Genomic DNA, 24240 nt, shown 5'->3' on the forward strand with positions numbered 1-24240 from the left:
CAAGCGCGCTCCCACCCGAAGACCGTCGCGGTCGTACGTACCTTTCCATGGGCTTTCTCGTCCCACAACACCCGCCCAACAGCCCCGACCTTTCGAAAGCCACGCGAAAAAACGGCAGCGTAGAACGATGGCCATCGTCACCGGATGGACCGTTCCGCCATGCAATCGATCTTTCGTTTCGTGCGTTCCCTGCGCGGTCGTACCGGGTGGCACAGCACGCGGTCGCATGCCGTCGGGGCGGTACTGACGTATGTCGGACGCAGCGTGTCGCGCTGGCGCGAGCACGACGACTGGCTGGCGTTCCTCGAGTCCACGCCGATGCTCGGCATCGCCGCGATCGACACGGTGCTTCCCGAGCGCTACCAGCATCGCTACCTGAGCAAGGCGTTCACGCGCGAGTGTCGCCTGCGCGCCATACGCGACCACTACGAGTTCGCGCTCGCGCGTTTCCCACGCTCGTTCTTCCACACGCTCTACCGCGAACGCAAGGTGGTCGCCGGCGAACTCACGCTGCGCGACGGCGGCAGGCTCTCGCTCATCGTGAAGGCACCGATGCGGCGCAGCCGCGAGGGCGAGCTCAGCCTGTCGCTCACCGACGAGAACGGCCTGCAGATTTCCTACGCCACGATCTCCTTCATCGATGGCGGCCGCACGATCGCGATCGGTTGCCTGCAGGGTGCGGCGAACAACGCGGGACGCGACGTGGTACGCGACCTGACGCGGCAGTGCCATGGGTTACGGCCGAAGAACCTGCTCCTGTCGATGATCCGCGCGCTGGCCGACGCGTTCGACGTCGAGCGGGTGATCGGCATCGGCAACGGCAAGCACGTGTTCGCCGGCATTCCCGACAAGGTCAAGGCGGATTACGACGCGTTCTGGATCGAATCCGACGGCGTGCCTGGCGACGATGGATTCTTCGTGCTCCCGCCGCGCGACCCGGTGCGTAGCGCGATGGATGTCGAAAGCAAGCGGCGCAGCGAGTTCCGCCGGCGCGAGGCGCTGCGGCACGAAGCGTGCGATTTAATCGTCGCCGCGTTCGGCGTCCGGCGGCCGGCGCTCGCCCTCGCCGCCTGAGCGCTGCGACTCGTACAGCTTCGCGTATTTCAGGAACGCGTAGAACGCGTGCACGCGGGCGGCGACGAAACCGGCCCATCCCGCGCGCCAGTGGCCGCGCCAGAAGTAATACCGCGCGAAGGCCACCGCCGGGTAGAACACCATGCGCGTGCGCAGCAAGCGTGGCTTGCGCGCGTCGCGGTCGCGCACCTGCAACGACGAGTAGCGGTTGGCCTTGTCGACGCGCCCCTCGATGTCACGCTCGCCGTAGTGATCGATCACCACGTCGAGGCGCTCGACGGGACCGTCCACGACGACGCTCTCGTGCACCTCGTGGCCGCTCATGCGCGCGCGCGTGCGATCGAACAGGCGCACGTAGTGGTTCATTCGCGCCCGATCGGCCTGCCAGCGCCAGAACACCCATTCGCGGCGGAGCAGCACGAAGCCGGCGGCGCGCGGCGCCGCGAGCGCGGCGCGCAGCCGTGGCGCGGCATCGGCCGGCAGCGATTCGTCCGAATCCAGCAGCAACACCCATCGATGGGCCGCGAGGTCGATCGCCGCCTGCTTCTGCGCGCTGTAGCCGGCGAACGGCTGCACCTCGACACGGGCCCCGTGACGGCGGGCGATCTCGCGCGTGGCGTCGGTGGAGCCGGAATCGAGGACGACGATGTCGTCGGCGAAGGCGACGGAGGCCAGGCACGCGCCGATCGTGTCGGCGTTGTCGAACGTCGTGACGACGACCGACAGCGGCTCAGCGCGCACGAACGGGCGCCTCGTCCGGAAGGTCGGCGAACAGCGCCGCGCACCACACGGAGACCAGCCACGCGGCGAGCAGTCCCCACCACGCCGAATAGAACGCCATGTGCGTGTTCAGGGGGAACAGGATCGCGACCAGCGCCACCGTCGGCGGGAAGGCGCGGCGACGCGCTTCCGCGCTTGCGCGCCACCACGCCCGCGCGGCGAGGATCGCCGCGACGAGCCACGCGACGAGCCCGAGCGTGCCGGTCTCCGTCGCGACCTCGAGCAGCACCTGGTGCGCGTGGCAGGCCCCCTCGCCGTCCCCGCATTTCTCGATCGTGAGGAAGTGGTCGCCCGGTGCGGCGTACGCCGGATACGCGACGCGGAAGCCGCGCACGCCCACGCCGTTCACCGGATGCGCGGCGTAGAGCCGGAGGCTGGTCGTCCAGATGTCGAGGCGACCGGTCAGCGCGGCGTCGATACCGGCCGACGTGCCCGACAGCGCGGGCACCGTGTGCGCCACCCGGTCGCGGAAGCGCGGCGAGACCTGCCAGGCCAGCACCGCGACGAGCGCGACCACCGCCCCGGCGCCGACGCAGGCGACGACGAAACGCCGGAACGTGCCGGCCTCGCTCCAGAGGAACGCCAGCGCCACGATGCCGTAGCAGAGCCACGACGCGCGCGATCCGGAAAGCAGCACGGGCCCGAGCCCCAGCAGGAACGCCAGCAGGAGGCCGCGGCGGCCCCAGCGCTCGCGCGCGGCCCACAGCAGGAAAGGCGCCAGCGCCGAAAGGGCCGGGCCGAGCTTGAGATTGGTGTCGCCGAAGATGCCCGAGAGGCGTTCGGGGTGCGAGGCGCCCGCGAGGCCGTAGCCGGTCAATGCTTGCACCCATGCGTCCGCGACCCAGACGGCGACCACGACGGCCGTCGCCGTGTACAGCGCGCGGACCTTGCCGGGCCGGCGCATCGCGAAGCAGGTGTAGACGCCCAGCGGCGCGAAACGAAGGATCCCTGCCACCGTGCCCCAGCTCTTCCCCAGCGAGACGGCGTCGATCGCCGAGACCAGCGCCGCCAGCGCGTACGCCGAGAACAGCGCGAGGAAGAGCCTGGCGCCCGGATGATGACGGATCGCCTCGGGTTCGCGGACGATGAGCAGGATCGCACCGACGAGCGCGAGGAACACGCCGAGCTCCGCGCTACGGCCGAACGGCAACAGCGCGGGAACCAGCCAGACAGGGAGCAGCGGCGACGCGAGCCCCGCGCGGAGCGATGCGCCGAAACCGGTGGCGCTCACGCCGCGGCCACGCCGGCCACCACCTCGTCGTAGATCGCGAGCGTGGCCGACTGCATGTCGGCGAGACGATAGCTGCGCGGCGGCGGGATGGACGGCGCGAAGCGCAGCAGTTCGGCGGCGCGCTCCACGAGCTTCTCGCGATCGCCCGGCGGCACGCGGCCGGCCGGATAGAGCTCGGCCAGCAACTCGCCGACACCGCCATGCGCGTAGCCCATCACGGGCCGGCACAGCGCGAGCGCTTCGACCACCGTGCGGCCGAACGATTCCGGACGGACCGACAGCTGCAGGATCAGGTCGGACATGGCGTAGATGTCGCGGACGTCCGAACGCGGCGGCGAGATCACCACCTTGTCGTCCAGCCCGCGGTTATGGATGAGCGAGCGCAACTCGGCCACGTACGCCTCGCGGCCCGGCTCGTCGGCGCCGAGCAGGAGCAGGCGCACGTCGATGGCGCGCTGCGCCAGATCCGACACCAGCTCGATCGCGTCCGCGTGGCCCTTCAGGCGCGTGCCGCGGCCGGGCAAGGTCAGCAGCGGCGCTCCCGCCAGCTGCGGATACTGCTCGAAGAACGCGCGCTGCCAGGTATCGTCGGGACGGTAGCCATACGGGAAGGCGTCCGTGTCGATGCCGCGCGGCACGACGGCGATGCGCGACGCCTCGATGTCGTCCGGGTAATGACGCAGCACGTAGTCGCGCAGGGTCTGCGAAACCACGATCACGCGCTCGCCGCGCAGCAGGATCGCGCTGTAGCGACCGGGGCTGTTCAGGCCGTGCACCGTGGTGACGAAATGCGGCCGCGGCCTCACGCCGCGCATGGCCCACCAGCCGATCCAGGCGGGCACGCGCGAACGCGCATGCACGATGTCGGGCTGGATGTCGCGGAGGATGCGGCGCAGCTTGCCGACGGTGAACAGCGTGGCGAGCGACTTGCGTCCGATGGGCAGCGTGATGTGCTGGCTACCCTCGGCCTCCAGCTGCGCGACCATGCGTCCGCCGGCGGACACGACGACCGAGCGGTGGCCGGCCCGGACCAGGGCCCTGGCGATTTCCAGGGTCGAGCGCTCGGCGCCACCGGAATGAAGGGCGGGTATGAGCTGTACGACGGTCATCGTCCGGGAGGGAGAGACGGTGGCCATGGGCGGTCCGGATGGGGTGGGAGACGCGCAGGCGATGCACGAAGCATGCCCGCGCGGGTCGATCAGTCTTTCAGGACGTACGTCGCGCCGCAATACATGCACTTGGACGTGCCACCGTCGTCGACGATCGGCAGGTACACCTTCGGATGCGAGTTCCAAAGGTACATGCCGGGCATCGGGCACGACAGCGGAAGGTCGGCACGCGTCACTTCGTAACGATTTTCGGCGTTCGCCGGGATCAGCGGCGCGGCCGCGGGATTGGGGCGCATGGGAAAACTCCGGCGATGCGTTGGAACGGGGATAAGGGGCGATGTTAGCAGGAACGCCCTGCCCGGCGACGCGCCCACAAAGACTGTGGGAAGTCCGCTCGCGGGCGAACGGGGCATGCGGCGAGCACCCGTTCGCCCGCGAGCGGGCTTCCCACACCCAGGCTCTCTGGCGGAATCGCCCCGATCAGGGCAGCACGAACGTCGCCACGACGTTCACGTTCGCGAAGTCCTTCACCGCCGCGAGGCGGATGTACCAGGTGCCCGCCGCCGGCGCCGGGACCACGACGCTTTCGGTGTTGCCGGGGCGCACCGAGCGGTAGCCGGCGTCGCTGCCGTCTTCCGCCGGGAGCGCACCGGCCTTCACGAACAGGGACGCGTCGCCCGTGCCGCCCACGCTGCGGATGACGAGGTTGCGGGCACCGGCGGGCACCTCGATGGAGAGCAGCGCGCTGCTCCCGGCGGCCCGTTGCTGTGGCGGCGAGAGACGCCCCTGCGCGAGCGCGACCACCTGCGGCGGCAGCGTCACGCCGAGCGCCGCGGCGACGGCACCTTGCGCATCGAGGATGCCCGATCCCATCGGCCGGTCGATGGTCAGCGGGAACGGCCGCGCGCTGGAGGCCAGCATCGTCCGGATCGCCGCCGGCGACGGTGACGGCAGGCCGGCCAGGCGCGTGGCGTCGAGCATCAGGGCGACGGTCGCGCTGACGTGCGGCGTGGCCTGCGACGTGCCCGCCATGCCGGCGTAGACGGAACCGCCGTCGGCCACCGAGACCGGCGTGGTCGTGCCGTAGTTGTACGCCGCCCAGATGAAGCCGTTCGGCACGGACGGCGAGCCGCCGAACCCGTCGTTCGGATAGATGCCGCCGCCCGGCGCCGACAACGTCACCGTCGAACCGAAGTTCGAATAGAACGCGCGACGTCCCGTGATGCCCGTGGCACCGACGCTGACCACGCCGGGGCAGCTCGCCGGCGTGTAGTTGCCGGCATCGTCCGCGGCGTTGCCGGCGGCGACCACCACGGTCGCACCGCGAGCGAGCGCATCGGCCACCGCGGCCGACGTGACGCCGTCGTATTCGCAGGGACCGCTGCCGCCGAGGCTCAGGTTGATGACGCTGGCCGGATGCGTGTTGTCGGGCACGCCGTCGACATGGCCGCCGGCCGCCCAGACGATGGCGTCGGCGATGTCGGAGGTGTAGCCGCCGCAATGGCCGAGCGCGCGGATGGGAAGCACCTTCGCGCCCGGTGCGGCGCCGGCCATGCCGATGCCGTTGTTGGTGAGCTCGGACACGATGCCGGCCACGTTGGTGCCGTGCCAGCTGCTGAACTCCGCGGGATGGTCGTCGCTGGTGCATTCGCTCAGCCACGGCTCGTCGGTCGTCCAGTCGCCGATGTCCCAGCCGCCCGGTACCCGGCCTTCGGTGGCCCGGCCGGACACGAAGGGATCCACGATGAAGTCGTAGCCTGCGTCGGCAAGCGACGTATCGAGGTCCTCATGCGCCGTGACACCCGTGTCGATCACGGCCACCGTCACGCCGCTGCCGTCGACGCCTGGGAACGCGTTCCAGACGCCCGGCAGGTTCGCGCCGCCCGTGGGATCGAAGAAATTCCACTGGGCGACCGTGTAGTTCGGATCGTCCGGCGGCGATGCCGCGTCGGTGGCGCGCACGTCGCGGACGGCGTGCAGCAGGACGTCCGGCTCCACGTGGACGACGGCGGGATCGGCCGCGATCGCCTTCATCAGCGCCGTCGCCTCGCTCGCGCCCAGCTTGCGCGACACGCGAAACACGGTGCCGCCGACGGCGAGGCGCTGCAGGGCCCGCGCGGTGAGCGGCGCCGATGCCCGCGCGCGGCTGCCGGCGCTGCGCGAGAGGGCCGCCGCGAACGACTGGCCGGCGATCGACGTATCGCGACGTTCCGCGCTGCCGTCGCGGTAGCGCACGATGAAGCGGTCGACATGCCCATCGGCACGCATGCCGCCCAGGGCGACCTTGGCATCCGTGGCGGCGGCGAACGCCAGGCCGGGGAGGCCGGCGAGAAGCGCGAGCGCCAGCACGGCGACGGAAAGGGAGCGCGTCGTTTTCATGGAGAAGTTCCTCGGGGATCGTGATGGGCGTGACGTCACAGGTCGACTCCGAAGCCGACGCCGGCGGAGTTCTCGGAGCCGCTGAAGGCGCCGCCGATGCTCATGCGCGTGCGTTCGCCCAGCTGCGTGGCGTAGCCGACCGCGAGCGCCTTCTGCCCGCTCTGCACGCCGGCGCCGACCGCGATGCGCCCCGCGCGCGAGGTGACGCCGCCCGCGTTGATCGCCATCTGCGTGCTCGCGGTGCTCATCGCGCCGATGCGATCGAGGCGGCGATCCACGGCGTGGAAGCGGTCGTCCATCTGCGTGAAGCGTTGATCGGTGTAACGCTTCGCGGTCTCGAGCGTGCTGCGGTCGCCCGTGTCGGCATAGCTTTTCGCCGACTGCAGCGCCTGGTCGACCTGTCCCACGTTGGCCGCGTCCGTCGCGGCTGTGCCGGCCGCCACCTGGGTGATGCGACGCTGCTGGCCCGCGTTGCCGACCGAGACCGTGTTGGCCTGGTCGGCGACCGAGTCCGCGCCGAGCGCGACGCTGTTCGCCGCGGTGCTCGACGCGCCCTGCCCCAGCGCCGTGCCCGACGCCGCGGTGACGTGCGTGTCGGCACCCACGGCCACCGCGTTGCTGGCCGCGGCGTCGATCGTCGCGTTGCTGCCCACCGCCGTGCTGCCGTCCGCGCTGACCGTCGCGCCGGTGCCGATCGCCGTGTCGCGGCTGTCCTTCGCGACGCTGCCTTCGCCCAGCGACAGGCCGTTGCCGTGCCCGGGGCCGCCGTGCCCCGGCCCGCCATGACCCGGGCCGCCCTGTCCGGGGCCGCCATCACCCACCTGCGCCTGCAGGTCCTGGATGTCCCGCAGCGCGCCCGTCAACGAGACGTCCAATGCAGACAGCGCGTGGCCGACGTCCGAATACGGGTTGCCCTGGATGAGATACGCCGGTGCCGTCATGACGCCACCGGCGTACGACGCCCCGCCACCGAAGGCCGCCGCGATCGCGAGCCCGTTGAGTTCCGCGCCGCCCGTCACGCTCTGCAGCGCCGTGTTCATCTGCCCGACATTCACCGCGTCGAAGTCGTCGGTGCCGGCGCGCACGTTGGTGATCTGCCGCGTATGCGCCTCGTGCACCTCGCCCTGATTGTCGGTCCACGCCTCGGACGTGCCGACCGAGACCGAGTCGTCGCGATCCGAACGCGATCCGGCACCGAGCGCGACGCTGTTGGCCCCGAGCGCGAGGCTGCGCGCGCCGAACGCGATGCCGTTGCCGAACGCCTGCGCGTGATCGCCGAACGCGATGGCGTAGTCGGCGGTCTCATAGGGGCTGGCGGCGCGACAGATCCAGCACGGCTCGTCGCCGCCGCCGTCCGAGGGCGGCTCGGGCCGCTGTCCGCCGGTGCGCGCTCCGAAGCCGAACGCCATGCTCGACCGGCCGTCCGCCTGCGATTCGATGCCGATCGTCATCGCATAGTCGCTGAGTGCGGTGGATGGGCCGATGGCGATCGCGCCCGTATGCAGCGCCAGCGCCGAGAAGCCGATGGCCGTCGACGACGAGCCCGACGCGTACGCGTTGTTGCCGACCGCCGTGTCGTACCCGTACTGGCTGGAGGCATAGGCGTTGGCACCGATGGCGGTCGCGCCCTCGGCCAGCGCGTCCGCGCTGGCGCCGATCGAGACGGTGCCCTCGCCCAGGGCCTTCGCACCATTGCCCAGCGCCATGGCCACGAGTCCGTCCGCGCTCGCGTAGTTGCCGATGGCGATCGTCGCCGGTCCGAGCGACTGCGCCTGCAGGCCGACCGCCACCGCCTGGTCGCCGTACGCGTAGGCACCGGTGCCGACCGCGAGGCCGAAGTTGGATTCCGCCGTGGCACCCGCGCCCAGCGCCATCGCGGCGTAACCGCGCGCGCTCGTGCTCGCATCGATGAGGAAGCTGCCCGTCGGGTCGGGAATGGCGGCCGCGCCGCCGACGGCGATGGCGCCGGTCGCGGTGGCGAGGCTGCCGTAGCCGACAGCCACGCCGCTATCGCCCGTCGCGGTCGCGAGACTGCCCACGGCCGCGGCGCCGATGCCGGTGGAAAGACTGTAGGAGCCAAGCGCCACGGCATAATCGGCGAACGACTGGCTCGCATAGCCGAAGGCCGCGCTCGCGACGCCCATCGCCCCGCTCGCGGCGCCGACGGCGACACCCTGGGTGCCGGGCTCGACATAGGCGTCGTCGCTGCCGTCGCCCGCCCCGTCGACCGCCACGTAGCCATCGACCGCGGCCCCCTGCGCACGCGCGGCGACCGCCGGCGTCGTCCTCACCTCATCGGCCATCGCCATCACGGGCAAGGCCGCCGCGACCGCCATTGCAATTCCAAGGCGCCCGAACGTCACATATGGATGTCCCACGTTTCCACTCCCCACGGAAAACGAATGAGGCGCCTGCCGCTTTCCCCCGGGAGTCCTTCCACGTGCAGGCGCCGGAATGTCCTGATCGACCGGCGTTGCGCCGGCATCGGGCCATCCTAGGGTTGTCATCCTCCCGTCACACGCACCGACGCTTACCGATGCTCACCGATCCTCTCCGACCTTCGAATTCCGCCTTGCGGGACAACCTCCGCGGCATCGTGCGCTGGCTGCGCGACGTGCCCGTCACCGACCCGATCGAGCGTCGCCACGCCCCGGTGCTGCAGGTCCTGATGGCGTTCATCCTCGTGACCGTTCCGGGCAACTGGGCCTACCACCTCGCGGTGGTGCGCACGCCGATGCGCCGCGACGTGATCGTGGACGTCGGCGTCGACGTGCTGGTGTGGAGCGCGGCCGCCTTCGCGTTGTGGCTGATCCGTCGCGGCGCCCTGCGACGCGCGACCTTCGTCTTCGTCGGCGCGATGCTGCTGTCGCTGACGACCATGTACGCGTCGATCGGCCTCACGCGCCAGCTGCTCGACCAGACCTATCCCGTGCTCACGATCGTGCTGGGCGGCCTCGTGCTCGGTCGACGCGAGCTGTGGACGATCTACGCGCTGCTGATGGCCATGTTCTGCCTCGGCGGTCTCGTCGACGTCATGACCCTGTCGGGGCGCGCGTATCCGCGACCGTGGATCGGCGCGGCCAACCTGCCGTCGCTGGCGATCAGCTATTTCGCGATCACGCTCGTGGTCGACCGCTGCGTCGCGGCCCTGCGCGGGGCCCTGGACGAGTCGCGCCGCCTGACGCGCGCGCTGGCGTCGAGCAACGCGACGCTGCGCGACGAGATGACGGCTCGCGAACGCGCCCAGGAAAACCTGCTCCACGCGCAGAAGATGGAAAGCGTGGGGCGCCTCGCCGGCGGCGTGGCGCACGACTTCAACAACGTGCTCGCGGTGATCGAGGGCTACGCCGAGCAGGTGCAGGACAGCGCGGAGACGGCGCATCTGCGCGAGGCGGTGCAGGGCATGGCCGCCGCCGCGCGGCGCGGCTCCGCCGTGACACGCAGGCTGCTGAATTTCAGCCGCCGCGAGTCGATCCGGATGGAGGTGTTCGATGTCGCGGACGCGCTGCGCGACATCGCCCCCATGCTGCGCCAGCTGTTCGTCGACGGCAGTCGCGTCCGCATCGACGACGCGCTCGACACGCCTCGCCATGTGCGCATGGATCGCGGCCAGCTGGAGCTGTCGCTGCTGAACATCGCCGCGAACGCGCGCGACGCGATGGCGTCGGGCGGACGTCTCGATGTCGGCCTGCGCGCCGTCCGCCACGCGGGCGTCGACGGTGTCGCCATCGAACTGCGGGACGAGGGCGAGGGCATGACGGAGGCGGTGCGCAGGCGCATCTTCGAGCCGTACTTCACCACCAAGCCCGCGGGCTCGGGCACGGGACTCGGCCTCGCGGTGGTGCGCGACGCGATGCATGCGGGCGGCGGCTGGATCGAGGTGGAGAGCGAGCCCGGCGAGGGCACGCGCTTCCGGCTGTGGCTACCGGCCGTGCCCGCACCGGAGGTCCCGGAACCCGCGTGCGCGGCGGTGCGCGTGTTGCTCGTCGAAGACGACGAAGACCTGCGCGAGCTGCTGCTCCACGCCCTGGACGACGCAGGCTGCGTCGCGATCGCCACCGACAACGCCACGGACGCGCTGCGCCTGCTGCGCGACGCGGGCGACTCGCTGCAGGTGATCGTCAGCGACTGCCACCTGCCCGGAACGGAGCATGGCCGGCTGGCGTGGCTCGACGCGGTCGACCTGCCCATCGTGCTGATCTCCGCCAGCGCGGAAGCGGAGGCCAGGCGTCTGCACGATGCCGGCCGGCACGTGAGCTGCCTGCCGAAGCCGTTCGCGCCGACGGCCCTCGTCGACCGCGTACGGCGCATGGCGGCGAACGCTCAGGCCAGCATGACGTAGCCGCTGCCGCGCACCGCGCGCAGCGGCAAGGCTTCGCCGCTGCGGTCGGCGATCTTGGCACGCAGGCGGTGGACCATCACCTCGAGACGATGCGGGTCGAAGTCGTAGATGTCGCCGGTCAGCGCCGCCGCCATGTCGTCGCGGCTCACCACCGCGCCCGGCGTCGCCATCAGCAGGGCGAGCACCTTGCGCTCGGCCTCGTTCAGCGCGACACGCCGGTCGCCCGGCGAAACCAGGCACCAGCCATTCGCGTCGAGGCGCCAGCCGCCGCCCGGCGACGGCTCGGGGCGCAGGCGACGCAACAGGCTGTGCAGCGTCGCCGCGAGTTCGCCCAGATCGACGGGCTTGGCGAGATAGGCGTCGGCACCGTCGTTCAGGCCGCGAATGCGGTCGGCGCTACCGTTACGGCCCGTGAGCATCACGATGCCCACGCGCGACGCGCGACGCAGCCGCTGCGCGAGGTCGAAGCCATTCGTATCCGGCAGCCCGACGTCGAGGATCACGATGTCGAACGCGCCGCCGTCCATCACGGCATCCAGCTCCGCCGCGCTGCCCAGCGCCACGCAGTCGAATCCGTACCCGCGCAGCCCGGGCATGAGGATACCGTCGCGCAACGCGAGGTCGTCCTCGACCAGGGCGATGCGCGGCGGATTCGTGGGGTCTCGCGAACTCATGCGGGCATTGATTAGACAGGCGGGCCCATCGTGTCAAGCAAAAGAAAACCCGCGCCATCGCTGGCGCGGGTTCGTCTTCATCCGTTGAAGGATGGGCTTACTTCTTCGCCGAGGCGTCGTGCGCTTCGGTGGTGATGCGGATCTTGATCTCGTCCGACACGTTCGGCACGTACTGACCGACGCCGAAGTCCGAGCGCTTGATCGTGGCGGTGGCGTCGAAGCCGACCGTCTGCACCTTCATCATCGGGTGCGGACCGGACTTGTTCAGCGTGACGTCGAGGGTGACCGGCTTGGTCACGCCGTGGACGGTGAGATCGCCCGTGACCTTCAGCTTGCCCTTGCCGGCCGGAACGACCTTGGTGCTCTTGAAGGTGACGTTCGGGTACTTGGCGGCATCGAGGAAGTCGGCCGACTTCAGGTGCTCGTCGAGCTTCGGCACGAAGCTGTCGAGGCCCGACAGCGGCAGCGTGGCTTCGACGGTGGCCTTGGACGGGTCGGCCTCGTCGTAGACGAGCGTGCCGTCGACGTCGCCGAAGTTGGCCGACGGGTTGGAGAAGCCGAAGTGGTTCCAGCTGAACAGGACCATCGTATGGCCCGGGTCGAGCTTGTACGTGACCGGGGCGGCGACGGCGGTGCCGGCGGTGGCGAGCAGGCCCGCGAGGGCGACATAACGAAGGACGCGCATGGTGTGACTCCTGCAGTGAAGTTTAAGTACGGCCATGTAAAGGCGGCAGCATCGGGTCGCCGCCCGAAAGGTATCAGAGGATCTGGGCGGCGTCGTCGAACGCCAGGCGCGGGTTGCGCGGGAACAGGCCGTTTTCCGCGTCGCCGTAACCGATGTTGACCAGGAAGTTCGATTTCACCGGGGTGCCGGCGAAGAACTCGGCGTCGAGGCCCGCCTGGTCGTAACCGGACATCGGACCGCAATCGAGGCCCAGCGCGCGGGCGGCCAGGATCAGATAGGCGCCCTGCAGCGAGCTGTTGCGGAACGCCGTGGCCTGGACCAGCGCCTCGTTGCCCACGAACCAGCTGCGGGCGTCGGCATGCGGGAACAGCTCGGGCAGCTTGTCGTAGAAGGCGAAATCCGTCGCGACGATCGCGGTGACCGGCGCGGCCATCGTCTTGGCGAGGTTGCCCTCCGAGAGGAACGGGCGCAGGCGCTCCTTCGCGTCCTTCGAGCGGATGAACACCAGACGCATCGGCGAGGAGTTGGCGGAGGTCGGGCCCATCTTCACCAGGTCGTAGAGCTGGTGGAGCAGCGCCTCGGGCACCTCCTTGTCCTGCCAGGCGTTGTAGGTGCGCGCGTTACGAAAGATCTGATCGAGCGCGGCATCGTTCAGCGGAGAGCTCATGGGTATCCTTGTACAGTGGCGGTACGCCGGATCGCCGGCACCGTGAGAGTGTAAGCGCCACGACGCGCGAATGAACGGTCAGCCAGGGAACGAACTGTGCCGAAATCGACAACAATCCACCGCACGGCGCGGCCATGAACGGCCTGCCACGCGACGCCTGCTGGGTCCTGACGGACGGCGCGGCCGGCAACCGGCGGCAGGCCCTCGCCCTCGCCGAGGCGCTGACCCCGTCGTTCCGCGAAATCGCCATCGATCTGCGCGCGCCATGGTCCTGGCTGGCGCCGCGCCTGTTGCCGGGGCCGCGAATGGCGCTGGCGCGCGGCGAGGACGCCCTGCTTCCGCCCTGGCCGCGGCTCGCCATCGGATGCGGCCGGCAGGCCGCATGGGCGACGCGGCTGATCCGCCGCTGGTCGGCCGGCGCGACCCTCGCGGTGCAGATCCTCGATCCGCGCATCGATACCGCGCACTGGGATCTGGTCGTGGCGCCGCGGCACGACGGCCTGCATGGCGACAACGTGCTCTCGCCGCTCGGGTCGCTACATCCCATCGACGACGCATGGCTCGAGGACGGACGCGCGGGGTTCCCGTCGTTCGGGGAGCTGCCGCGGCCGCGCCTCGGCGTGCTGATCGGTGGCGACCGGCACGGCGCACCCGCGGATCCGCATGCCTTCGACGCGTTCCTCGCCGCGGTGCGCGCGCGACATGTCTCGGAGGGAGGCTCGGTGCTCGCCGTCGCGTCGCGGCGGACGCCGGCCGCCTTCCTGCCGCGCCTTCGGGAAGCCTTCGCGGGTGTCCCTGGGCTGGTGTGGACCGGGACGGCCGACGGACCCAATCCTTATCCCGGCATCCTTGGCTGGGCGGACCGGCTCGTCGTGACGCCGGATTCGGTGAACATGCTGTCGGAGGCCTGCGCCACGGGTCGTCCGGTGCATACGGTGGTGTCCTCGCCGTTGCCGCCGAAGCTGGAGCGCTTCCATGCCGAACTTCGCGCGGCGGGGCTGCTGCATGCCATCGATGCGGCGACGCCCGATCGGCAGCCTGCACTGCGCGAGACCGCGACGATCGCGGCGGAAGTGCGGCGGCATCTGGGGCCTGGCTGAAGCGTACGGCGTCAACCGCTCTCGGCCCGCTGCCGCGGGGTCGCCGATCGTATCGGCGATGCTCTTGGTCAGGCGTCGACGTAGCGGGCGGCGTCGCCGACCCAGCGCGCGATGAGGCGCTCGCAACGATCCGGATGGTGCTTCATCATGGCCTCGGCCACGCGCTGCACGTCGGGCATCAGGTGCGCGTCGCGCGCCAGGTCGGCGATGCGGAACTGCAGCTGGCCCGTCTGGCGCGTGCCGAGCACTTCGCCCGGGCCGCGCAGTTCCAGATCCTTCTCCGCGATGCGGAACCCGTCGTTCGTCTCGCGCATCACCTGCAGGCGCTCCTTCGCCAGGCGCGACAGTGGCGTCTGGTAGAGCAGCACGCAGTTCGATGCGACCGACCCGCGTCCCACGCGACCACGCAGCTGGTGCAGCTGCGCGAGGCCGAGGCGCTCGCTGTTCTCGATCACCATGAGGCTCGCGTTCGGTACGTCGACGCCCACCTCGATCACCGTCGTGGCGACGAGCACCGAGAGTTCGCCGGCCTTGAAGGCGTCCATCACGGCCTGCTTTTCCTTCGGCTTCATGCGGCCGTGGATCAGGCCGACCGCGAGGTCGGGCAACGCGGTGGTCAGCTCCGCATGCGCGACCTCGGCCGCCTGCGCGACGAGCTGTTCGGATTCCTCGATCAGCGTGCACACCCAGTAGACCTGGCGACCCTGCATGCACGCGGCATGGATGCGCTCCATCACGTCGTAGCGGCGCTCGCTGGAGATCGCGGAGGTCTGCACCGGCGTGCGACCCGGCGGCAGCTCGTCGATGGACGAGACGTCGAGGTCGGCGTAGGCGCTCATGGCCAGCGTGCGCGGAATCGGCGTCGCGGTGAGCACGAGCTGGTGCGGGATGAGTTCGCCCTCGGCGCCCTTGTCGCGCAGCGCGAGGCGCTGGTGCACGCCGAAGCGGTGCTGCTCGTCCACGATCACGAGGCCGAGCTTCGCGAACGCCACGCCCTCCTGCATCAGGGCGTGCGTACCGACGACGACGTGCGCGCTGCCATCGGCGGCATGCCCGAGCGCCGTCTTTCGCGCCCTGCCCTGCACCTTGCCGGCCAGCCACTCGACCTTGAGACCCAGCGGTTCGAGCCACGCGCGAAAATTGCGCAGGTGCTGCTCGGCCAGCAGCTCGGTCGGCGCCATCAGCGCCACCTGGTAGCCGGCCTCCACCGCCGCCACCGCGGCGAGCGCGGCCACGACGGTCTTTCCGCTGCCGACGTCGCCCTGCACGAGACGGAGCATCGGGTGCGCGCGCACGAGATCGCGTGCGACCTCCTGCGACACGCGAGACTGCGCCGCCGTGAGCGCGAACGGGAGCCCGGCGAGCAGGCGATTGCGCAAGGCACCGGCGCTCTTCAGCGCGGGCGCCTTGCGCTTCTTCACCGCGGCGCGCATGCGTCGCAGCGTGAGGTGCTGCGTCAGGAGTTCTTCGAACGCGAGGCGTTTCTGCGCGGGATGCGCGCCTTCGCCGAGCTGGCGCAGGTCGACTTCCGGCGGCGGACGATGCACGTAGAGCAGGGCATCGCGCAGCGACGTCATGCCCGGCGGCAGGCCCGCGTCGTCGGGAATGAGTTCCAGCCGATCGTCGGCGGGCAGATGGGTCAGCGCGCGCGACACGACGCCCGCGAGGCGTCGCGGCCCGAGTCCTTCCGTCGTCGGATAGACCGGCGTGAGGCGCTCGTCGACCACCACGGGATCGTCCGGTTCGATCCGCTGGTATTGCGGATGCACCATCTCCAGACCCTGCGGGCCCTGGCGCACTTCGCCGAAACAGAGCAGGCGCGCGCCCTTGGGCAACTGGTCGACCTGCGACTTGCGGAAGTGGAAGAACCGCAGCAGGAGCGCCCTGCCCGATTCGTCGCCGACGATCACCTTCAGCTGCGGGCGGAAGCGGAAGCCGCGCTCCACGAAGTCCACGGTACCTTCGACCTGCGCGCGGTCGCCCGGGCGCAGGTCGCCGATCGGCACCACGCGGGTGCGATCCTCGTAACGCAACGGCAGGTGGAACCAGAGATCCTGCACGGTGCGCAGGCCCAGCCTGCCGAGCGTTTCGGCGAGCGCGGGACCGACGCCCCCGAGCGTCGTCAGGGGCGCATGGGCCGCGTCCGCGGGTGGCGCGGCGGTGGTCGGGGCCAGGCTGCGGGGCACGGCGATCGCTGGCGGACTCAGGGCAGGACGAGGATCGCGTCGACTTCGACGTTCGCGCCCTTCGGCAGGGCGGAGACTTCGATCGTCGACCGCGCCGGGTACGGCTGCTGGAAGTACTCGGCCATCACGGCGTTCACCGCGGCGAAGTCGCCGAGGTCGGTGACGTAGATGCCCACGCGCACGATGTCGGACAGCTTGCCGCCGGCCGCTTCGGCGACGGCGGTCAGGTTGTCGAAGACACGGCGGGTCTGCGCCGTGATGTCGCCTTCGACGAGGTTGCCCGTCGCCGGATCGAGCGGAATCTGGCCCGAGAAGTACACGGTGTTGCCGGCGCGCACGGCCTGCGAGTACGGGCCGATGGCCGAAGGCGCCTTGTCGGTGGCGATGATGCTGCGGGTCATGTGACGTCCTCGATGGGGTATCGGGACAGTCTATCGTCAGAGGGGGTGGCGATACACGCCGCTGACGACACCCGTGCGGCGCACGCGGCGCATGACGTCCGCGAGGTGCTTGCGGTCCTTCACCTCGATGGCGAAGAGCAGCGTCGCGGCCGTGCTGTCGCGCTCGATGTACTCGACGTTCTCGATGTTCGAGCCGGCGTCGGCGATCGCCGCCGCGACCGTGGCGAGCACGCCCGGACGGTTGAGCACCTCGATGCGCAGTTCGGCGCGGTAGTCGCCCGACACGTCGCGATCCCATTCGATGGCGACGATGCGCTCCGGCGTCTTGCGGAACTCGGCGACGTTCGGGCACTCCACGCGGTGGACCACGATGCCCTTGCCCGACGAGAGGAAACCGACGATCTCGTCGCCCGGCAGCGGGTGGCAGCAGTTGCCGAAGCTGAGGACGCCACGCTCCGCACCGCTGATGCGGATCTTCTCCGCCGCGTGCTCGGCATGCGCGTGGGGTTCGTCCTCGCGGGGACCGAGCAGCCCCATCAGCTGCGTCGCGACCTGATCGGCGAAGCGGTTGCCCAGCGCGATCTCCGAGAGCAACTCTTCGAGCCGCTTGAGCTTGGCCTCGTCGAGGAAACGGTCGAGCACGCCGGCGGGGATCGAGTCGAGGCTCGTGCCCCGCGCGTCGAGCGCGCGATCGAGCATGCGATGACCGAAATCGACGGCGTCCTCGTGCTGGAGGTGCTTGAGGTACTGCCGGATCGCGGTGCGGGCCTTGCCGGTGACCACGGCCTCGAGCCATGCCGGGTTCGGCACGGCCGACGGCGCGGTGATGATCTCCACCTGCTGCCCGGAGACGAGGCGCGTGCGCAGCGGCACGAGTTTCTTGTCGACGCGCGCGGCGACCGCGTGGTCGCCGACGTCGGTGTGCACGGCGTAGGCGAAGTCGAGCGCCGTGGCGTTGCGCGGCAGCGAGAAGATGTCGCCGCGCGGCGTGAACAGATAGACCTCGTCCGGGAAGAGGTCGATCTTCACCGCCTCGAGGAACTCCGACGCCGAGGGCGTGTTGGCCTGGCTGTCGGCCAGCGCGGAGAGCCATTCGCGGGCGCGCGCCTGCGCGCTGTTCGCGGGGCCCGAATCGCTCTTGTACGCCCAGTGCGCCGCGACGCCGCGCTCCGCGACGGATTCCATCTCCGAGGTACGGATCTGGATCTCGATCGGCGCGCCGAACGGCCCGAGCAGCACGGTGTGCAACGACTGGTAGCCATTGCCCTTGGGAATGGCGATGAAATCCTTGAAGCGGCCGTCGACCGGCTTGTACAGGCCGTGCACGGCGCCGAGCGCCATGTAGCAGTGCATGGCGGAATCGGTGATGACCCGGAAGCCGTAGACGTCCATCAGCTGCGCGAACGACTTGTGCTCGCTGCGCATCTTCGAATAGATGCTCCACGCCGACTTGATGCGGCTGACCGCGCGACCGGGGATCTTCTCCGCGGCGAGGCGGCCCTCGAGCGCCATCTCGATCTTGGCCATCGCTTCGCGGCGATTGCCGAGCGCGGCGCGGATGCGCTCGCCGATGATGCGGTGGCGATCCGGATACAGCGCCTTGAAGCCGAGGTCCTGCAGCTCGGCCTTGAACTTGTTCATGCCGAGGCGCTGCGCGATCGGCGCGTAGATCTCGAGCGTTTCGCGCGCGATGCGACGGCGCGAGTCGGAATCCTTCGCGCCGAGCGTGCGCATGTTGTGCAGGCGGTCGGAGAGCTTGATCAGGATGACGCGCAGATCGCGCGCCATCGCCAGGAGCATCTTGCGGAAGCTCTCGGCGTCGGCCTCGGCGCGGCTGGAAAAGCGCATCTTGTCGAGCTTGGTGACACCGTCGACCAGCTCGGCCACCGTCTCGCCGAACTCGCCGGCGAGTTCCGGCCGTTCGAGGCGGGTGTCCTCGAGGGTGTCGTGCAGGATCGCCGCGATGATCGTCTCGGCGTCGAGGCCGAGGTCCGCGAGCACCTGCGCCACCGCGACCGGATGCGTGATGTACGGCTCGCCGGACTTGCGCGTCTGGCCTTCGTGCGCCGCCGCGCCGACGAGGAACGCGCGGCGGATGCGCATCACCTGATCGTGCGGCAGATACGCGCCCACGCGCTCTTCCAGCGCCTGCACATACGGAGGCACCGGTCCGTCATCGACCACGTCGGTCAGCTTTTTCGCAGGGATGACTTCCATGGAAGGATCGATCGCCTCAGAGGGCGACGCCTCCCGCGCGCGGCTTCAGCGGCCGCGCATCAACGTGCGCGGAATACGGATGAATGCAGGGCCGACAGCGACCCGGCGTCATCAGTCATCTCCACCCTTCGAGAGGTCGTCGTCCACTTCGGTGGCGGCCCACTCGAGGGCTTCACGCTCGGCGCGTTCACGCGCGGCGCGGTCGATTTCGTCGATCATGTCGTCGTTGACGCGACGCGCGGCGATCTCGCGCAGGGCGAGCACGGTCGGCTTGTCGTTGTTCGGATCGAGCGTCGGCTCGGCGCCCTTGGACAGCTGACGGGCGCGCTTGGTCGCCATGAGCACGAGCTCGAAGCGGTTGTCGACTACCTCGAGGCAGTCCTGGACGGTAATACGGGCCATTTCAAATCCTTGACAATAAAGACACTTCTGACCGTGCAGTTTACCGGTCCGGCCCGTTGGCTGGCAATCGGGGTAGGGGTATCATGCGCGGTTCTGACCAGGACGGACGGCTTTTAGTGCAAATAATAAAACCGCGCGGTACACTAAACCACCGCCCCACCCCTAAAGCCCCAGCGATGCGCCCCACGACCCCGCACCGGATTGCCCGGACCGCCCGTACCCTCCTCGGCCTCGTGGCCGTCGCGCTGCTCGCGGCCTGTCACGTCGCCCCGCCACGCACCGACGACCCGAACGAGAAGTTCAACCGCAAGGTGTACGCGTTCAACGACAAGCTCGACAAGGCGGTCATCCGCCCGGTCGCGGTCGGCTACCGGAAGGTCACGAACCCGCCGGTGCGCACGGCGATCAGCGACTTCTACACCAACATCCGCCTGCCGATCACGGTCGCCAACGACCTGCTCCAGTTCCGTCCGAAGCAGGCGCTGCAGACGACTGGCCGCTTCGTGGTGAATCTGACGATCGGCTTCCTCGGCTTCAAGGATCCCGCCAGCCTGCTGGGCATCCCGCTGGAAGACAACGACTTCGGCGTGACGCTGGCCCGCTGGGGCGTGCCCGAGGGCGACTACCTCGTGCTGCCGTTCGTCGGCCCGACCACGGTCCGCGACGTCTGGCGCCTGCCGGTCGACAGCTACTTCTTCGACCCGCTCAGCTATTACAGCCGCAACCACGACTTCAAGTACGGCCAGCAGTACGTGCCGCAGCTGCTCTACCTCGTGACCCTGCGCTCGCGCGGCATCGACGCGGAGAGCTTCCTCGCCTCGGCCTACGACCCGTACGTCTTCGTGCGCGACGCCTACCGCCAGCAGCGCCTGTACAACATCTACTACGGCAACCCGCCGGCCTCGGCGATCGAGGAGATGCAGGGCCTGAACGACGACCAGGGCTTCGACCCGGACAAGCTCCTCCAGGAGCAGCACTCCTGGGAAAAGCAGAACGACCCCAAGGTCGAATGAAGAAAGGGCCCCTCGGGGCCCTTTCTTTTTGATGGCGTCCTGGCGACTCAGGCCTTGCGGCGGCCGCTGATCCGGACCCAGTCCTCCATCGTGCGCACGTCCAGGTCGTCGAACCACTCGGCGTAACGCACCAGCAGTTCCTCATGCTGGCCCTGCAGGATGCCGGAGAGGGCGAACGGCGCGCCGGGCTTCACGGCCGCGGCGAACGTCGGGGCCAGTTCACCCAGCGGGCCGGCGAGGATGTTCGCGACGAGGACGTCGGCGGGCACGGCGGGAGCTTCGCCGGGAAGGTAGACCTGGAGGTCCGCGTCGACGCCGTTGCGCTCCGCGTTGTCGCGCGAGGCGAGCAGCGCCTGCGGATCGTTGTCGATGCCCACCGCCCGCGACGCGCCGAGCTTCAGCGCGGCGATGGCGAGGATGCCGGAGCCGCAGCCGTAGTCCAGGACGGTCTTGCCGGCAAGCTGCTGGCCGTCGAGCCACTCGAGGCACATCGCCGTCGTGGGATGGGTGCCGGTGCCGAACGCGAGGCCGGGATCGAGGCGCACGACGACGATGTCGCCCTCCACCGGAGGCTCGATGTTCCACGGATAGACCCACAGGCGCCGGCCGAACGGCATCGGCTTGAACTGGTCCATCCAGGCGCGCTCCCAGTCCTGGTCGTCGACGACGCGCCAGACGATGTTGGCGGGCTCGATGAACGGCAGGTGGTCGGCGATCGCGGCGGTGAGGCCGCGCCGGTCGGCATCCGCGTCGAACAGCGCGTTGAGCACGATCTGGTTCCACAGCGGAATCTCGCCGACGCCCGGCTCGAAGATCGCTTCCTCGTCCGGCGTCTCGGCGTCGGCGTCCTGCAGCGTGATGGAAAGCGCGCCGAGGTCTTCGAGCGCGGTTTCGACGCGCGGCTGTTCGGCGGCACGGATCGTCAGGGAAAGTTCGAGCCAGGGCATGGATGGGACCATCGGGGAAGCGGGGCCTCATTCTAGCCGCGCAAGGACGCGGCGCGGCCGTTATGATCGGCCGATGTATACGCAGTGCCCCGAGTGCCTCACCGTCTACAAGCTGGAAGCCGAGCTGCTGGTGCCCGCCTGCGGCTGCCTGCGTTGCGGTCATTGCGAGACCGTCTTCAACGCGCTCGGGACGCTCGCCGGCCAGCTGCCTCCGGAGCCTTTCACGCGACTGGAGGAGCACGCGCTGGATCGCGAGCCGCCGCTCGCCGACGTGGCGGTGTTCCGGCCGCGGCCCGAGCCGGTGCCGGAGCCCTGGACGGACGCGCCCGCCGACGCGGCGGAGGCCGTCACGGACGAAGCGGTCGCGACGGACGCGGTCGAGGAGGATTTCTCGCAGCTGACGTTCACACCACGCTTCGCGCGCGCGAAGCGACGCTCGTGGCGCACCGCCGCGTGGATCGCGACGTGCACGGTGCTGGTGCTCGGTCTCGGCGCACAACTGGCCTGGGCGAAACGCGACGTGCTGATCGCCGACGCGACGGTGGGGCCGATGCTCGCGAGCGGTTGCGCGATGGTGGGCTGCCATCTTCCGCTCGTCGCGGCGCCGTCGCAATTGCGCCTGCTCGCGCGCGACGTCGAACAGCATCCGTCCGTCGCCGACGGCCTGCTCATCACGGCGAGCGTGCGCAACGATGCGACGTTCGCCCAACCGTATCCCGTCGTCACGATCGCGCTCTCCGACGCCGAAGGCCATCGCCTGGCGATGCGCCGCTTCCAGCCCGAGGACTACGTGGGCGACGCCGGCACCCGTTCACGCGGCATGGCGGCGGGCGCCACCTCGGCGATGGTGTTCGAAGTGCAAGACCCGGGCCAGCGAGCCGTCGCTTTCGCCTTCAGCTTCGACTGAGCCGTTCGAAAAAATTTCTTTTTGCAAGTCTGCAATTCGCTCCCGGGGGCGAGTAGACTCGGTCCCCTTCGCGACTTCGCGGCCGTCCGGAAGGACGCGTCCCGAGCGCACTTCCAAGCGACCGAAACGAACACGAACCGACCGAGGCGACCGCTTCGGCCTGCGAGAGGGGAATGCCTTGAACGCTGTGAGACTGACTGCTGTCGAGGCTGCCAACGAAACCTCCATGCAGAGTGCCCTCAGCGAATGCGTCAGCCGCACGGTCCGTCGCTACCTGGCCGACATCGGTGACACCGAGTTCGGCGAAGGCCTGCATGCCCTCGTGATCCGTGAAGTCGAAGGCCCCCTGCTGCGCGAAGTGCTCGCCTTCCACGAAGGCAACCAGAGCCGTGCCGCCGTGGCGCTCGGCATCAACCGCGCCACCCTGCGCAAGAAGCTCGCCGCGCACGGCATTTCCTGATCCGGCCACCCGCCGGGCCGCGCGGACGTCCGGGCGGCTATAATGGCGCGCTTTCCTCCCCGGAAGTGCCCATGTCCACGCCCGATCTCGTTCCCGTCCGCCGTGCGCTCGTCAGCGTGTCCGACAAGCAGGGCCTGACGGAACTCGCCCGTCGCCTCGTCGCTGCGAACGTCGACATCCTCTCCACCGGTGGCTCCGCGAAGGCGCTGCGCGACGCGGGCATCCCCGTGCGCGACGTCGGCGAGCTCACCGGGTTCCCCGAGATCATGGCCGGCCGCGTGAAGACGCTGCACCCGCGCGTGCATGGCGGCCTGCTCGGCCGCCGCGGTACCGACGACGCCGTCATGGCCGAACACGGCATCCTGCCGATCGACCTGCTGGTGCTGAACCTCTACCCGTTCGAACGCACGGTCGCCGATCCGGCATGCACGCTCGAAGACGCCATCGAGAACATCGACATCGGCGGCCCCGCGATGCTTCGCGCGGCGGCGAAGAACTGGAACGACGTCGGCGTGCTCACGGATCCCGCGCAGTACGACGAGGCGCTCGCCGAGATCGAAGGCAAGGGCGGCCTGACCCGCGCCACGCGCTTCCGTCTTTCCGTCGCCGCGTTCAATCGCGTGTCGAACTACGACGGCGCGATCAGCGACTACCTCTCGGGCGTCACGCTCGACGAGACGCACACGAAGGTCGCGGGCCGCAACGAATTCCCGGAGCAGTCGAACGGCCGCTTCGTGAAGGTGATGGACCTGCGCTATGGCGAGAACCCGCACCAGGCCGGCGCGTTCTACCGCGACCTGTATCCCGCGCCGGGCACGCTCGCGACGTTCCGCCAGCTGCAGGGCAAGGAACTCTCGTTCAACAACATCGCCGACGCGGATGCCGCGTGGGAATGCGTGCGCCAGTTCGACGCCCCCGCCTGCGTGATCGTGAAGCACGCGAATCCGTGCGGCGTCGCCGTCGCGGCGGACCCGCTGGCCGCCTATGAACTCGCCTATGCGACCGATCCGACGTCGGCGTTCGGCGGCATCATCGCGTTCAACCGCCCGCTCGACGCCGAGACGGCGCGCACGATCCTGAAGCGCCAGTTCGTCGAGGTGCTGATCGCCCCGCAGGTCGACGCTGGCGCCGTGGAGGAAGCGGCGAAGAAGGCGAACGTCCGCGTGCTGGAGATTCCGCCGGGCGATGGCCGCAACACCCACGACGTGAAGCGCGTCGGCTCGGGCCTGCTGGTGCAGACGGCCGACCATCGCCAGGTGCGGCGCGACGAACTCAAGGTCGTCAGCAAGCGCCAGCCGACGACGGCCGAACTCGACGACCTGCTGTTCGCCTGGCGCGTGGCGAAGATGGTCAAGTCCAACGCGATCGTCTACGCGAAGGACAATCGCACGATCGGTATCGGCGCGGGCCAGATGAGCCGCGTCGTCAGCGCGAAGATCGCGGGCCTCAAGGCCGAGGAAGCCGGCCTCGTGGTGCCGGGCAGCGCGATGGCTTCCGATGCGTTCTTCCCGTTCCGCGACGGCATCGACGCCGCCGCCGCGGCGGGCATCCGCGCCGTGATCCAGCCGGGCGGCTCGATGCGCGACAGCGAGGTGATCGCCGCGGCCGACGAGCACGACATGGCGATGGTGTTCACGGGCGTGCGGCACTTCCGCCACTGAGGCGA

Annotated in this window: 21 protein-coding genes; 7 read left to right on the top strand and 14 right to left on the bottom strand. The window is 69.9% G+C overall.

All coding sequences use genetic code 11. The features are described from left to right. Positions 1-159: 159 nt before the first annotated feature. Entirely contained in the window at positions 160-1074 is a 915-nt protein-coding gene (locus BMW54_RS14195) for a VirK/YbjX family protein (protein ID WP_175472876.1), read from the top strand. Here BMW54_RS14195 and BMW54_RS14200 read toward each other — a convergent pair. From BMW54_RS14200 to BMW54_RS14225, 6 genes are all read right to left on the bottom strand, one after another. After that, positions 1021-1815 carry a glycosyltransferase family 2 protein gene (locus BMW54_RS14200; RefSeq protein ID WP_090057209.1) on the bottom strand — a complete coding sequence of 265 codons (795 nt, stop codon included), beginning with the start codon at positions 1813-1815 and terminating at the stop codon, positions 1021-1023. The two genes, BMW54_RS14195 and BMW54_RS14200, sit on opposite strands and share 54 nt — an antisense overlap. Further along, positions 1805-3085, bottom strand: coding sequence for an O-antigen ligase family protein (locus tag BMW54_RS14205; RefSeq protein WP_090057211.1), 1281 nt, complete (start codon positions 3083-3085; stop codon positions 1805-1807). Before BMW54_RS14205 ends, BMW54_RS14200 begins: the two co-directional genes overlap by 11 nt. Continuing rightward, entirely contained in the window at positions 3082-4221 is a 1140-nt protein-coding gene (locus BMW54_RS14210; protein ID WP_090057213.1) for a glycosyltransferase, read from the bottom strand. Before BMW54_RS14210 ends, BMW54_RS14205 begins: the two co-directional genes overlap by 4 nt. A gap of 62 nt (positions 4222-4283) precedes the next feature. After that, on the bottom strand, positions 4284-4490 hold the full coding sequence (locus BMW54_RS14215) for a zinc-finger domain-containing protein (protein ID WP_090057215.1): 207 nt from the start codon (positions 4488-4490) through the stop codon (positions 4284-4286). Between the two features lie 184 nt (positions 4491-4674). Then, complete coding sequence (locus tag BMW54_RS14220; RefSeq protein ID WP_090057217.1) at positions 4675-6573, bottom strand: S8 family serine peptidase; 1899 nt, start codon at positions 6571-6573, stop codon at positions 4675-4677. 35 nt (positions 6574-6608) lie between these two features. Then, complete coding sequence (locus tag BMW54_RS14225) at positions 6609-8909, bottom strand: YadA-like family protein (RefSeq protein WP_090057219.1); 2301 nt, start codon at positions 8907-8909, stop codon at positions 6609-6611. A gap of 236 nt (positions 8910-9145) precedes the next feature. On the opposite strand from BMW54_RS14225, the gene BMW54_RS14230 reads away from it, so the two are divergent. Further along, positions 9146-10915, top strand: a complete 1770-nt coding sequence (locus BMW54_RS14230; protein WP_139206111.1) for a hybrid sensor histidine kinase/response regulator — start codon at positions 9146-9148, stop codon at positions 10913-10915. Here BMW54_RS14230 and BMW54_RS14235 read toward each other — a convergent pair. The 3 genes from BMW54_RS14235 to BMW54_RS14245 all read right to left on the bottom strand — a co-directional run bounded on the left by BMW54_RS14235 (position 10897) and on the right by BMW54_RS14245 (position 12941). Next, entirely contained in the window at positions 10897-11589 is a 693-nt protein-coding gene (locus BMW54_RS14235; RefSeq protein ID WP_090057223.1) for a response regulator transcription factor, read from the bottom strand. The genes BMW54_RS14230 and BMW54_RS14235 overlap by 19 nt on opposite strands. Positions 11590-11686: 97 nt before the next feature. Then, positions 11687-12274 carry a YceI family protein gene (locus BMW54_RS14240; protein ID WP_090057226.1) on the bottom strand — a complete coding sequence of 196 codons (588 nt, stop codon included), beginning with the start codon at positions 12272-12274 and terminating at the stop codon, positions 11687-11689. A 73-nt stretch (positions 12275-12347) separates the two neighbouring features. Next, positions 12348-12941: a malonic semialdehyde reductase gene (locus BMW54_RS14245; protein WP_090057228.1), complete on the bottom strand. Its 594-nt coding sequence runs from the start codon at positions 12939-12941 to the stop codon at positions 12348-12350. 134 nt (positions 12942-13075) lie between these two features. Here BMW54_RS14245 and BMW54_RS14250 point away from each other — a divergent pair, with 134 nt between their 5' ends. Further along, entirely contained in the window at positions 13076-14041 is a 966-nt protein-coding gene (locus BMW54_RS14250) for a mitochondrial fission ELM1 family protein (RefSeq protein WP_090057230.1), read from the top strand. A 68-nt stretch (positions 14042-14109) separates the two neighbouring features. Here BMW54_RS14250 and recG read toward each other — a convergent pair whose 3' ends face one another. From recG to rpoZ, 4 genes are all read right to left on the bottom strand, one after another. Then, positions 14110-16215, bottom strand: coding sequence for an ATP-dependent DNA helicase RecG (gene recG, locus BMW54_RS14255; RefSeq protein ID WP_090057827.1), 2106 nt, complete (start codon positions 16213-16215; stop codon positions 14110-14112). Between the two features lie 29 nt (positions 16216-16244). Further along, entirely contained in the window at positions 16245-16628 is a 384-nt protein-coding gene (locus BMW54_RS14260; RefSeq protein WP_090057232.1) for a RidA family protein, read from the bottom strand. A gap of 36 nt (positions 16629-16664) precedes the next feature. Beyond that, positions 16665-18845, bottom strand: a complete 2181-nt coding sequence (locus tag BMW54_RS14265; protein ID WP_090057234.1) for a RelA/SpoT family protein — start codon at positions 18843-18845, stop codon at positions 16665-16667. A 111-nt stretch (positions 18846-18956) separates the two neighbouring features. After that, positions 18957-19247 (bottom strand): DNA-directed RNA polymerase subunit omega, encoded by a 291-nt coding sequence (gene rpoZ / locus BMW54_RS14270; protein ID WP_090057237.1) that lies wholly within the window; start codon positions 19245-19247, stop codon positions 18957-18959. 176 nt (positions 19248-19423) lie between these two features. On the opposite strand from rpoZ, the gene BMW54_RS14275 reads away from it, so the two are divergent. Then, positions 19424-20260: an MlaA family lipoprotein gene (locus BMW54_RS14275; protein ID WP_090057239.1), complete on the top strand. Its 837-nt coding sequence runs from the start codon at positions 19424-19426 to the stop codon at positions 20258-20260. 47 nt (positions 20261-20307) lie between these two features. Here the strand turns inward: BMW54_RS14275 and prmA are convergent, their stop codons facing one another. After that, positions 20308-21207 (bottom strand): 50S ribosomal protein L11 methyltransferase, encoded by a 900-nt coding sequence (prmA, locus tag BMW54_RS14280; protein WP_090057241.1) that lies wholly within the window; start codon positions 21205-21207, stop codon positions 20308-20310. A 73-nt stretch (positions 21208-21280) separates the two neighbouring features. Here prmA and BMW54_RS14285 point away from each other — a divergent pair, with 73 nt between their 5' ends. The 3 genes from BMW54_RS14285 to purH all read left to right on the top strand — a co-directional run bounded on the left by BMW54_RS14285 (position 21281) and on the right by purH (position 24235). Beyond that, positions 21281-22114 carry a zinc-ribbon and DUF3426 domain-containing protein gene (locus tag BMW54_RS14285; protein WP_090057243.1) on the top strand — a complete coding sequence of 278 codons (834 nt, stop codon included), beginning with the start codon at positions 21281-21283 and terminating at the stop codon, positions 22112-22114. Positions 22115-22340: 226 nt separating this feature from the next. Continuing rightward, positions 22341-22574, top strand: a complete 234-nt coding sequence (locus BMW54_RS14290) for a helix-turn-helix domain-containing protein (RefSeq protein WP_090057246.1) — start codon at positions 22341-22343, stop codon at positions 22572-22574. Between the two features lie 71 nt (positions 22575-22645). Beyond that, a complete protein-coding gene (gene purH / locus BMW54_RS14295) occupies positions 22646-24235 on the top strand; it encodes a bifunctional phosphoribosylaminoimidazolecarboxamide formyltransferase/IMP cyclohydrolase (RefSeq protein WP_090057247.1) in 1590 nt (529 codons plus the stop codon). Positions 24236-24240 lie beyond the last annotated feature (5 nt).

The sequence above is a fragment of the Luteibacter sp. 329MFSha genome, from assembly GCF_900111665.1.
Taxonomy (GTDB): Bacteria; Pseudomonadota; Gammaproteobacteria; order Xanthomonadales; family Rhodanobacteraceae; genus Luteibacter.